Source organism: Heliobacterium chlorum (genome assembly GCF_014502795.1).
GTDB classification, from domain to species: domain Bacteria; phylum Bacillota; class Desulfitobacteriia; order Heliobacteriales; family Heliobacteriaceae; genus Heliobacterium; species Heliobacterium chlorum.
In genome coordinates this window covers 68,556-80,211 of record NZ_JACVHF010000017.1, presented here as the reverse complement: position 1 = coordinate 80,211, position 11,656 = coordinate 68,556, and the positions used below count along the sequence as shown (strand labels likewise).

The window sequence follows — 11,656 nt, the reverse complement described above, 5'->3', positions numbered from 1 at the left end:
GAGTCTGGGCCGTGTCTCAGTCCCAGTGTGGCCGTTCACCCTCTCAGGCCGGCTACCGATCGTCGCCTTGGTGAGCTATTACCTCACCAACTAGCTAATCGGACGCGGACCCATCCAAGAGCGGATTGCTCCTTTGGTTGTCCGGGGATGTCCCCAGACAACGTTATGCGGTATTAGCAGCCCTTTCGGGCTGTTATCCCCCACTCTCAGGCAGGTTATCCACGCGTTACTCACCCGTCCGCCACTAAGAGCTTCCATCGAAACTTCCGCTCTCCGTTCGACTTGCATGTGTTAGGCATGCCGCCAGCGTTCGTCCTGAGCCAGGATCAAACTCTCCACAAAATATTGTAGATAAGCTTAAGTCAAGCTCTCTTATTAATGAAATCATTGTCCATCCCGCTTGCGCGGGCCGAATTGACTTTGGTTTCGCACGCTTTGCTTACAACTGTTTGATTTTCAAGGACCAAATTTTTTCCCCGTTTGTTGGGCGGAATGATATATTATCACGTCTTTCCCTCTAATTCAACTGGTAGTTCTAAGCAATTCTCTTGTATAGCTTAGCAATCGGTTGAAAAGACCACAAACAAAATCAGTTTTCCTTTATGAATTACCTCACGCCTGTTTGCGACAGGAGTTATACTTTATCACTTGGATTTCAACATTTCAACCGGAAATGTTTGGTTCATAGTCTTTGACCTATTCTAACTTCCAGAATCGGGTACCCTGGTATAAGTCCTAATTACACTTTGAGAGAAGATAAGATATTATGTTTCGAATGCCCCCCTTTTAACTAGGCTCTTAAGCGCCTTTTTTGGGGTACTTTATCTTTTAACCCCAAAAAAGAAGGAACAACGTCGCATTTTCGAACATACGTTCTTGAGATTTCGCGAGATATTAGGAGATATTGGAACGTATGTACTAATCATCCAGCCTAATCAGCCCACAGAGGGTTTGTCCTATTTCCATCCCTCTGGTAAATTAAAACCGTAGCCGGCACAAACAAATGTTCGAAAGGAGGACAGAAAGAATGGCTATCAACAAATCCGCCGTCGCCGCCAGCCTGCGCTTGACGGTCCAAACGGGCACGAACAGCAAAGGCGAGCCCCTGGTGCAAAACCGGGACTACAAAGGCTTGAAGCCCGGTGCCACTGACGGAAACGTCTTTACCACCGCCCAAGCCCTGGCGAGCCTGATGAGTCTCCCCGTCAACCGCGTCTCCCGGATTGACCAAAACGCCCTGGTCGATGCTTAAGGCCCAGTAACTCTGGGACAAGCCTCGTAACTCAGCGCACATACAACCAGGCCGGGTGGAAATCGACATCTCCCGCCCGGCCTTCCTAAGGAGGTGACAATTCGATGGCAACCAAAGAAACGCTGGAATTGGTCTTTACCAACCAACTGGGCCGTGACGTGGTGCTGCGGGTCCGCGACCCCAAAGCGGGCCTCACTACGGAAGAAGTGACTTCCGTCATGGACACCATCATCGCCAACAACGTGTTCACGACCTCTGGCGGCGACCTGGTCGGCAAAAAGGACGTCCGTATGGTCTCCTCCAACGTGACCGACCTGTACAACCCCTAAGCATAGGCCCGGGGATACGGCAGAGATAGAACTATCCCCCATGAACGGAGGACCGGGAACCGACAGATAGACATCGTTCCCGGTCCTCTCTGATCTCCGGCTTCAAAAGACATCAAGGAGGTGCAAAGACGTGGACGGCCTCTTACAATCCGTGGCCAATGTGGGGTTTCCGGTGGCGATTGCCTCATACCTGCTCATTCGCATGGAAGGACGGCTCGAAACGCTGAGCGGCGCCATCAGCGAACTGGCCAAGAACGTAGAAATCCTCAAAGAACAGGTGTAACCACATCATGAGCCCCTGCAATGTTTGGCAGGGGCTATCTTGTTATATAGCAAATTGTTTTTCTTATTGACATTAGGGCTCCGTCAACAGGATACTATGGATAGCTTCCAGTTGATCATGAAAGGTGGTAACGCAACTGTTTTTAATTGCAATGTACATCATGGCTATCGTTGCCGCTAACGTCATAACGGCCGCGTTCGCTCCACTCATCGCCGGTCCCATGGTGATCCCCTATGGAACCTTTCTCATCGGTGTCACCTTTATATTGAGAGATCTCGTCCAGCACCATTTTGGCCGGATGAAGACCTATGGGGTCATCGTCATTGCCTTGGTTTGTTCGGCGATCAGTTCGTATCTACTCGGGGATACGTTGTATATCGTGTTCGCATCATCGATCGCGTTCATCCTCTCGGAGTCTTCCGATACGGAGATCTACTCCCGCCTTTCCCTCCCTATGGCCTGGAGAGTTTGGTGGAGCGGACTGGTAGGCGGACTCCTGGACAGTGTTGTTTTCGTTGTGATTGGACTGTCTCCCCTTGGAGCAGGTATGGTTCCTTGGGAGGCGGTGCCTATGGCGATATTGAGCCAGATTCTTGTCAAAACGGCGCTTCAAGGTTGCGGAGCTTTGATCGTTAAAGGGTTTCCCGGCATGTTTCCGGAGTTACACTAAGCAAAGAGTAATATCTCAGCACCCATCACTTTACATTAGATCCAATATAAGCAGTAAAGCTTTTTGTGGTAAGAGCCAATGCTCACATATAGATAAATGAATTAGTGTTGTTTTTACTATCCCCTGCGCAACCTCGACAATTTTAAGCATTTAAGAAGCCCCTGCTGCGAACAGCAGGGGCTTCTTCTTTTAATAGATTATCTTTTTATATCCACACTATGGTAGGTAATCCTCCCTCACCGGCGCGAACACCTCAATTGCGACAGCGTCCTCGAGCACACGAGCCGCATGTTCCACATCACCTTGGATGCACCAACTATCTCCCGGTAAAAGAGCGTATTCTTCCTGCTCAACAATCAGGACAAGCTTACCCGATACCAAGTACCCTGTCTGTTCGTAAGGGTGCTTGTGACGGGGAAGCTCTTGGCCTTTGACGAGTCGAAACTCACTAAGCAGCGTTTTTTCTCCGTAGACGAGTGTTTTTCGGGTTATTCCTTCGGTGATTGTGATGTAACCTTCGCTGCTTTTGCGGTAGATTACAGAAGCTGGGGTGAGTTTCTCTACCATAAAGTACCTCCTCAATAGTGTCACATTGTAACCTGAGAAGACATCCGTTGACGTAAAGCAATTCAGTTAAGCTTTACTATATAACTTAGATACTGACCACGGTTTTTCCCTTCAAGAATTACTTATCCCGAACCTGAATCAGCAAAATTTTTTCTTGGAACCCGCCTCGCTCCGCTCTCTTCCGTTCTGCAATCGTTTCAACATCAGCCCAAGTCGCTCCATGAAGCTTTGAGAGCGAAAGCATAACCTCCAATATATCGGCTAGTTCTTCTACATCACCAGATGTTAGATATTCCTGAACTTCCTCCATCAATTTTTCTCGAAGCATTTTACTGTACTCTTCATCATCAAGGACTCGCGTTTCCGGTTGCTTTCCGGCTTGAATGATGATCTCCGGGATCCGGTCCCGGACGAGCTTATGATAGGTCTTGATTTCCGACAACTTGATCTCTCCCATAACAAAAATTTGTGCCAAACCAACCGCGGCATCATTTTATTCCTTCATCCAACGGCTGTAATAATCTTGAATTTGCTTTTGCCCCTGCTGTACCACAAACTCCTTATCAGCCTCGGTTAACTTATTCCACAGCAATGGATTCCACTCCACTTCCGTCAGTTCCCGGCAGCGCCGGAAATAGCCTTTCCGCTCAAACTTTTCAAAAGGCATCTGAAAGATTAAGGATCGTATATCCTCCGTCGTCAACTCCTGTACTCGAAGCATCTTGGAGCCTTTCTTCTCCACGGGAAGCCCTTCCTCGGCCCGGGTCAAATAAAAGGTGACAAACCGCTCGACCAGGCGATCGACTGATACTTTCCCTTTTGGATCGGCCAACTCCAGCATCGCTAACAGCAGCACCGGCTTATAAGAAAAAACCATATCCCCCTGGCGGACAAAAGCGATAAATTCCTCGTATATGGGCAACCGCTTGGGAATTCCTTGACGGATCCGGATTTCCTCCAAACGGCCCGGTTCAAAGTAATAATAATTTCGGCGGCCCACCGGGAGCGTGTGGTCCGCTTTTTCTTTACCCTTTTTAATCCAGTTGATGACGGTATCGTCGGTAACTCCTAACTCAACTGCCAGTCGCCGGTGACTCCACAGGTGCTCCACCGCTTCTTGCCAGTCAAAGAGTTCAACAGCCTCTATATCCGTCACCCACAGATGCAGGTACGCCGTGACCTCCGGTCGTTCCTGCCCGAGTCGACAAGCCTCCCAGGCCGCCTGTTCCTCCGCCAGTTTGTCCTTCGGAGCCAGGACGAGCCGTCCGGCGGCGTATTCCTTGATCTTGAACAATCGGTGTAGACTTAACCCCTGATTGTAACTGTTCCCATTGTCTACAAAGTCGACGACAAGCAAGGCGTCCTTGCCGGGCGCTTTTCGCGTCCCCCGTCCTAACTGTTGCAGGTAAACGACTTTCGACAATGTGGGGCGGGCCATGAATAATACCCGCGTCTCCGGACTGTCCCATCCCTCGTTTAAAATGTCACAAGCGCAGAGTACCTGAATCGTGCCTTTTTCATAGTCTTTTAGGATTTTCTGGCGCTCGTTGCGACTTAGGCGGCCGGAAACTGCTTTGGCGGCAATACCATTGATGGTAAAATGCTGGGCCAGCTCTTCCGCATGGCTCACATTGACACAAAAGACGACTGTCCGTTCCCCCGGAATCAAGTCCAGATAGGTTTGTACGATTAACTTGTTTCGTTCAGGAATATGCAGTATCTCCTCTAAGTCCTTCGACTGATAGCGAATACCGTTGAACCGAACCGATGACAAATCTACGTTCGTCTTCACTCGAACGCAGCGGATCGGTACGAGTTCCCCCAGTTCAATGGCCTGACGCAAATCCATCCGGTGGGCCACATGTTGGAAGATATCCAACAGCGATTGCCCATCCATCCGCTCGGGGGTAGCGGTTAGTCCGAGCATATGTTTCGTTTTGAAATAGCTGATGACTTGCTGATATGTACGTGACGTGGCATGGTGGGCCTCGTCGATGATTAAATAATCAAACTGCTGAGGCTCATAATCGGTAAGGTTCCGGCTGATATACTGGACACTGCTGACTGTCACCGGGACGGGCTCCCTTTTCTCTTCGTCGACGCCCCCCATCGTATGTGCGGGTTCGTGGATACATCGGGGGCCATCGCCATCAATTACGGTAACTCTCGCACGCGGCCACAGGCGGGCAAAAGTCCTTGCCGCCTGGTCCAGCAGTTCCCGGGTATGGGCCAAAAATAATACTGGCAGCCCCAACCGCTGTGCGTCCATTACTGCCGTCGTGGTTTTACCGGTTCCCGTCGCATGGGTCAATAGGGCGATTGTTTTCCCATCTTTCCGAAGCCTTGTCAATTCATCCAGCGCAGCCATCTGGTGTTCCCGAAGCTCCAAATTGCCAGAAGCCACTTCTCCTGCCCGTTGTGTGGGAAGAAAGTCGGCCCATAATTGCAGCATCGGGTTGTGACCCAGGAATTGTATCAACTCGCTTTTCACTTGTTCGCGGCTCTGGGTTAACTGGCGGTAAGCCCAGCGGTATACTTTCCACCCTTGATAGATGAGGCTGTTTTGCCGGATCAGATCATCGATAAATTTGTCTCTTGCCACCTGAGATGGATCGTGATATCGCTGTCCATCGATCTCCAGGGCATACTTTTCGATTCCCGACATCAATGCATAATCGATTCGCCGGGGATAGCCGTATATATCATCGAAAGGATATTCGGGAACGAGATATTGAAGTTTTTCTAAGCCAAACGTATCCGCGAATAGTTCTAGGAAAAGGTCCTCGGAAGCCAATCCTTTGGTACCTGATTTTGGCGTTCCCATGGTCTCGTTGCTCCCTTTTTCTTTTTTCAACGGACATCCATGCTAACTTTTGTAGGATGAAATAAAAACTTCTATTGATTATTTTCCAATATTTGAATTAAGATTCTACAATCTTCACAATAAACCTTCTGCCGAGGATTGATTATCTGGGGTCCTGTCCTTTGTTTTCGACAGAAAAGAGAAGCCCCTCCAACTTTTTAGCATTTGGAGAAGCTTCTCTTTTATATATCCCTTTACATTTTGTATATCCCTTTACTTCATCTTCTTTATAAAAAGTCCCTGTGCATCTCAACCTTCATCTGTTCTAACAACGGCAGTGACTCCTTGAGAACCAAGGTGATTCCCAACCGTGTAACAATCGGCTCAAACAATTTCTGAACTTCCGGCTTTTTGACCTCGATGAACTTGGGCAGTTCCGGGATCGTTTGTAGCTTTTGGAGGAACCGGCCAGTAAACTCTGCTGCTTCGGCGGCCTTCTCAACCATGTGAAAGTCCAGTATGTACCCACTTTGTTTGTGTCCTACTGCGTACATATAAGGATAGTAGGGTCGCTGTTTCGGGGATTCACAGACTGGCCCGGTCGGTGCGTAGAAACAGTCAATCTCCCAGGTTCCTTGCTTCCGCCGTTTTTGTCTAAGGATGCTAGCCAACATGATCTCATCAAAAGCGGCGGTTGGCGACTTTTCCTTCGACTCCTTCCGGTCGTAAGAAAAGATTTGCAATAAGCTGAGCCAATGGTCTTCCCACTGCAGATCTCCTTGATTATCCTCACGGGGAACACGTACCAGAAAATTTTTGTTGACATCGGCCTCACCGATTGTAAGTTGTCTATCCAGGCAACGCTGAGACACATCGATAGCTTGTTCTAGAACAAGCGTCATCAATTCCACTTCATTATCGGTTAAATGGCGAGGATAATATCCCGGCTCAAACTGCCGAAAACTCGGCCAGGCATGCTTCCCGCGAAAGCGATATCCTAAGGAACGGATGATTTTCATGTCTTCACTGTCCATCTGGTCGCGACTGTCAAAAGAAACCATCAGCGCATGTTGAACATGGAGCGCATCGACAGGATCCAGGCGACCCCTCAGCATGTCTTGAAATCCTCGAAAACCGCTTTCTCCGAGAAAGAGCGTCAATCCAAAAAACTCGCCTAACCCGCCCAGGATCGAGCAAAATCCGATTTCCTTGGTTCTGGGGTTTTGCACACCAAACAGTTGATCGTCATCCATCCACTCCCAGCAACGGAGCTGTTTAAATGAAACGGCAGCTTCGTACAGTCTCAACCAATCGTCTAAAGGTCCCTTATATTTGCTCATAACCTGCCTCTTTTCTCTCTTTTCCCGTCATATTAGCATTTTTAACACCAGAATCCTTTGGATATACTTTCCAAATCGCTAAGTTAGCTTATTTTTTCACCAATTCAACTTTACACAAAAGAAACCTAAAGAACTATCATTCGCCTGTATTATCAAAGATTCGACAATCATGTATAATTACCTATACAATCATTTGACCTATCTTATACAGGAGATGATCACATGAGCCTCTTCCCCTGGGACAACCTTTGGGAAATGGCCGCCTGGTTCGCCCTTTTTGCCGGGTTGTGGCATTACAGCGACCAACTGGCGATCTCGTTGATGGAACGAGGCTACTTACGGCGAAAGGCCGCCTGGATGTGGCTCGCCGCCCTCAGCATTGGTCTGGGCATGTTCCCCATCATCTATCTGGGTGCGGAGCTTCTGCTTACGGAAGCCGTCAATGTGGCCGGTGCCAATATGCCTTTTCAAGGCAAGATAATCTCCGCCGCTGTTATGGCTTTTAGTATCGTCTTGCTGATCAGTATGGGCCGTTACATAAAACTGCAGGAAGGCATTCTCTATCAGCTCATCCTTCCTCACTGGGATTTCGACTACGAGGACCTGTTAAGTCAAAAAACGTGGAACGTCCAAACAGTTTCTGAGCTAAACGACTTAAACCTCCGTTTAGGTATCGGCCGCCTTGCCGTAGCTGCCTTGAACTCAAGCGGTCACGTAGTGACCTTGGCTGTCCGGCGGACCAACCGGCTTCGGTTGGATCCGATAGAGCGATTTGCCCTCACTTACTGGGCCCGCCTCGAAGGAAGCCATTCCCTGTCTATCTGGTACTGCGCCGATGCGGAACGTCCCCCTTTGGAGAGCGAATACACTGAAATTGAAACTATTCTCAAGGTCTTTACGGAAAATGGAGTCGAAATGCAATCCGTCTTGTTCCACGATGGAAACCAAATAGCATGCCTCCATGCGGCTTCATCGTTCCAACCTTCCCTGCGAGCCGAATCCGATTTGCCGCTATGGAAGGCTGAGTCTACCGGACAGAGAGCTTAAAGCCGTTTACGATTTCTTTCCCTAAACGTACAAATTCCTTCAAAAAAGAAGCTGCTATATCCTCCACTAGGATATGGCAGCTTTTTTGACGCTGTTAGTGTACCCCGCCCGGCTTGAGCACCACTTTGATGCAGTCATCCAGCTTGGCGTCAAAGACGGTGTAGGCATATTCGGCCTTCTCCAGAGGCAATCGGTGGGTGATGATGTCGGTCGGGTCGAACTCGCCCCGCTTGATCCGCTCATAAAGTTCCGGCATATAGTGAATGACCGGCGCTTGCCCCATCTTCAAGGTAATGTTGCGGGCAAAAAAATCTCCTAGAGGAAAGGCGTTGTACCGCATGCCGTACACGCCGACCAGTTGGATCGTCCCCCCTTTTCGCACTGCCTGAGCGGCGATGTTGATGGCTCCCAAAGCGCCGCCCTGCAGCTTGAGAGCCGTTTCGATCATCTCCCAAGTGGACATCTTCCCGTCCATGCCCACACAATCGATGACAATGTCGGCGCCGCCATGGGTCATCTCCTTGAGATGACTGCCCGTGTTGTCATGGGTGGTGAAGTCGACGATTTCCACGTGGTTCGTCCGCTTCGCATGCTCTAATCGGTACTGAATGTAGTCCACGGCGATAACCCGCTTAGCTCCCCTAAGCCAGCAAAACTTTTGGGTCAGCAGTCCCACTGGACCGCAGCCCAGGACGATGACCGTATCGCCTTCCTTGACGCCGGCACTTTCGACGCCCCAGTAAGCCGTCGGGATGATGTCCGAAAGAAAGAGCAGTTTTTCATCTTCCATCTCCGCATCTTCAGGCACCTTAAAGGGTGTAAAGTTGGCAAATGGCACCCGTAGAAACTCGGCTTGGCCGCCGGCGTAACCGCCGAATGTTTCCGAATATCCCAAAAAGCCGCCCACATCGCCATGGGGGTTGGAGTTATCGCACTGGCTTTCCAGGTGGTGTTCACAGTAATAGCACTTGCCACAGGCCATCGTAAACGGGATGACGACCCGGTCACCTTTCTTTACCCGGGTAACTTCGGGTCCCGTCTCCTCGACGATCCCCATCGGCTCATGACCGATGATGTAATCCTCCGGTGTGTTTGGCACCATGCCATGGATCAGGTGCAGGTCAGAACCGCAGATAGCCGTGCTGGTGATACGGACAATGATATCGTCCGGTTTTTCGATCTTTGGGTCGTGCACTTCTTTTACCTTGACGTCCTTGACGCCTTGAAATGTTACTGCTTTCATCGCTGTCTCCTGTCATCCAAAATTTAAATCCGCATAGTGAACTACGTCTATTACTGAACATCGCTGATTGTTGGTGGCCCTTCGCATCCCAGACGAAGAACACGTTCTAGCGTCGAACTCTGCCTAGCCGCTTCTTCTCTGGATCGACCGGAATCTTCTTACACTTTACCTTTCCCCCAATGCAGGGAAACCATAATCAAAAAGCCTTCGTTCCCCCTCTTTCGGGAAACAAAGGCTTCTTTAGCTTCGTTATAAATATCTCTGTACGTAGACCGAGACAATGCAATGATGAAGTAACCTTTCACCCAATACATTCTGACTTTCGAAAGTGACATTACAGGCAAGGTTCTATTTTCGATGTTACTTTTTGAAGAGAAATTATCGGTCCATCAACTCTCCCAGTTCTCGAAGCAACGTGTATCCTTTTTCCGCATCGTCAGCGCTTCGTAATCCATAGCCGCAGGCTGGCGTCAGGATTATCTGCCGCCGCAAGGCATCTCCCGATACACCGGCCTTTTCCAGCGCTTCCAGTTGGCCCTGGAGTTTTCGCTGCAGGCTCTCTGCCGTCGCTTTCGCCAATTCTTCGGGGTCAGTCGGAACGATGCCCCAGGCGAGAAGGCCGCCTCGGAACAAAAAGGCGCCGATTTCCTTCGGATGACGGGCAAAGCTTTCAAAATGCTGGCTGGCGTCAAAACTGATGATATGAATGGGGCTGGTTAGCATCAGGGACCAGTCCGTGTTGCCGCAGCAATGGACGCCGGAGAGCGTTCCCGTCGGGCTGAGCGCCTCGGTCATGGTTTCAATGAATTCGCGAACGATTTCCGCCGTCACCATCGGATATTCGATCTTTCCTAAGGTGTACAATCCCGGTTCGTCGATAAAGACCATGGCCGGCCAGCAGTACTGGCGCAAGTCGCTGCCGACCCAGGTCGCTTGGTGGGCTGCCGACATCAGCATCAGTTCTCGCAATTGAGGATCGTCAAAAAGAGGCTTTCCCTCCTCATCCTTCACAAAAAGAGCCGCTGTCAACGGGCCGGCCATTTGGACTTTCAGCCAAGAAGGGCGAATGGGCCAAGTATCATCCCGCAGGTCCTGCCGCCAGCTCCGGTAATTCGGGCTTTGCTGAGCGAAGAGCGATTCGTCGTTACTGAACCATTCAATCGGTTCATCAACGCCGCACTCGCCGTATTCGCAGATGTTCTTAAATTGACGCAACGCTTCATCAAACCCATCCGCTTTCCGGTCCACAATGGCCGTACCGTCCGGTAACCGCCGGATCAGCCCGGCCCGGTCCCAGGGGGCCAAAGCCTGTTCTAAGAGCTGGTCCTCCCGGCAGGCCTCGGGAAGTTGGGGGCTGTGGAGAATTTCGGGGCAGCAACGGGCGATCAACGCTTTTGCTTCTTCATAACTTTCATAGGGCAAGCTGCCCATGCCGGTGATCATGATATTCATGAGTACACATCCTCATTTACGATATCTTCGACAAATTTGGTAGAGTCCTTTCATTGTAACCATACTTCTCATCTCAGGTAAAGGAAGATCGCCGATATCAAGAGGATTTTTATAGAACCTTGCCTAAAATGTATAACAACAGTAGTGAACATGGGCTGGAGGAATTATCGATTTGAAAGAGATACGCTACGAATATGAGTTGGATTTTGAAGTTCGCGATTATGAATGCGACCTGCAGGGTATCGTGAATAACGCTGTCTACCTGCATTATTTGGAACATAGCCGGCACAAATACCTCCTATCGAAAGGTATCGACTTTGCCAAGATGCATGAAGAAGGCAAAGATCTTGTTGTCGTACGGGTAGAAGCAGATTACAAATCCCCCCTAAAAAGCGGGGATCGCTTTGTCGTTCGTTTGAATGTGAGCAAAGAAGGCCGGCTGCGCATGGTTTTTCATCAGGATATCTACCGGCTGCCAGACGAAAAACTGGTGCTGAAAGCGAAAACGCTGGGTGTTTGCCTCTTGAACGGTCGTCCCGTCGTGGCCGAGGAAGTTGAACGGGCGCTCTTTTCTTAAACGTAAAATAATCCCCTCTGACCGAAGGAAAAACGGTGCAGAGGGGATTTTCTATTCAACCTATACTTCAAACCGCGGCGATACATAACAACC

Annotated in this window: 12 protein-coding genes and 1 rRNA gene; 6 read left to right on the top strand and 7 right to left on the bottom strand. The window is 49.8% G+C overall.

Annotated elements, in window-relative coordinates:
• Window positions 1–342 (bottom strand): 16S ribosomal RNA (locus H1S01_RS14700); the annotation flags it as partial.
• Window positions 343–1,027: 685 nt separating this feature from the next.
• Between H1S01_RS14700 and H1S01_RS14695 the strand changes: the two genes are divergently transcribed.
• The 4 genes from H1S01_RS14695 to H1S01_RS14680 all read left to right on the top strand — a co-directional run bounded on the left by H1S01_RS14695 (window position 1,028) and on the right by H1S01_RS14680 (window position 2,534).
• Window positions 1,028–1,252, top strand: a complete 225-nt coding sequence (locus tag H1S01_RS14695) for a DUF1659 domain-containing protein (RefSeq protein WP_188041180.1) — start codon at window positions 1,028–1,030, stop codon at window positions 1,250–1,252.
• A 104-nt stretch (window positions 1,253–1,356) separates the two neighbouring features.
• The gene (locus H1S01_RS14690) at window positions 1,357–1,581 is read left to right on the top strand and encodes a DUF2922 domain-containing protein (RefSeq protein WP_188041179.1); all 225 of its coding nucleotides are present in this window, start codon (window positions 1,357–1,359) and stop codon (window positions 1,579–1,581) included.
• A 130-nt stretch (window positions 1,582–1,711) separates the two neighbouring features.
• Complete coding sequence (locus H1S01_RS14685) at window positions 1,712–1,864, top strand: YvrJ family protein (RefSeq protein ID WP_188041178.1); 153 nt, start codon at window positions 1,712–1,714, stop codon at window positions 1,862–1,864.
• Between the two features lie 124 nt (window positions 1,865–1,988).
• Window positions 1,989–2,534 (top strand): VUT family protein, encoded by a 546-nt coding sequence (locus tag H1S01_RS14680; RefSeq protein ID WP_207732353.1) that lies wholly within the window; start codon window positions 1,989–1,991, stop codon window positions 2,532–2,534.
• A 216-nt stretch (window positions 2,535–2,750) separates the two neighbouring features.
• On the opposite strand, the gene H1S01_RS14675 is transcribed toward H1S01_RS14680, so the two are convergent.
• From H1S01_RS14675 to H1S01_RS14660, 4 genes are all read right to left on the bottom strand, one after another.
• The gene (locus H1S01_RS14675; RefSeq protein ID WP_188041177.1) at window positions 2,751–3,101 is read right to left on the bottom strand and encodes a cupin domain-containing protein; all 351 of its coding nucleotides are present in this window, start codon (window positions 3,099–3,101) and stop codon (window positions 2,751–2,753) included.
• 118 nt (window positions 3,102–3,219) lie between these two features.
• Window positions 3,220–3,543: a nucleoside triphosphate pyrophosphohydrolase gene (locus H1S01_RS14670; RefSeq protein WP_243237346.1), complete on the bottom strand. Its 324-nt coding sequence runs from the start codon at window positions 3,541–3,543 to the stop codon at window positions 3,220–3,222.
• Window positions 3,544–3,594: 51 nt separating this feature from the next.
• On the bottom strand, window positions 3,595–5,925 hold the full coding sequence (locus tag H1S01_RS14665) for a DEAD/DEAH box helicase family protein (RefSeq protein ID WP_188041176.1): 2,331 nt from the start codon (window positions 5,923–5,925) through the stop codon (window positions 3,595–3,597).
• A gap of 266 nt (window positions 5,926–6,191) precedes the next feature.
• The gene (locus H1S01_RS14660) at window positions 6,192–7,244 is read right to left on the bottom strand and encodes a DUF7309 domain-containing protein (protein ID WP_188041175.1); all 1,053 of its coding nucleotides are present in this window, start codon (window positions 7,242–7,244) and stop codon (window positions 6,192–6,194) included.
• 222 nt (window positions 7,245–7,466) lie between these two features.
• On the opposite strand from H1S01_RS14660, the gene H1S01_RS14655 reads away from it, so the two are divergent.
• Window positions 7,467–8,291 carry a hypothetical protein gene (locus H1S01_RS14655; RefSeq protein WP_188041174.1) on the top strand — a complete coding sequence of 275 codons (825 nt, stop codon included), beginning with the start codon at window positions 7,467–7,469 and terminating at the stop codon, window positions 8,289–8,291.
• Between the two features lie 94 nt (window positions 8,292–8,385).
• On the opposite strand, the gene H1S01_RS14650 is transcribed toward H1S01_RS14655, so the two are convergent.
• Both H1S01_RS14650 and H1S01_RS14645 read right to left on the bottom strand, forming a co-directional pair.
• Complete coding sequence (locus H1S01_RS14650) at window positions 8,386–9,534, bottom strand: zinc-dependent alcohol dehydrogenase (RefSeq protein ID WP_188041173.1); 1,149 nt, start codon at window positions 9,532–9,534, stop codon at window positions 8,386–8,388.
• 378 nt (window positions 9,535–9,912) lie between these two features.
• Window positions 9,913–10,986, bottom strand: coding sequence for a uroporphyrinogen decarboxylase/cobalamine-independent methonine synthase family protein (locus tag H1S01_RS14645; RefSeq protein ID WP_188041172.1), 1,074 nt, complete (start codon window positions 10,984–10,986; stop codon window positions 9,913–9,915).
• Window positions 10,987–11,158: 172 nt separating this feature from the next.
• Here H1S01_RS14645 and H1S01_RS14640 point away from each other — a divergent pair, with 172 nt between their 5' ends.
• Window positions 11,159–11,563 carry an acyl-CoA thioesterase gene (locus H1S01_RS14640; RefSeq protein ID WP_207732352.1) on the top strand — a complete coding sequence of 135 codons (405 nt, stop codon included), beginning with the start codon at window positions 11,159–11,161 and terminating at the stop codon, window positions 11,561–11,563.
• Window positions 11,564–11,656 lie beyond the last annotated feature (93 nt).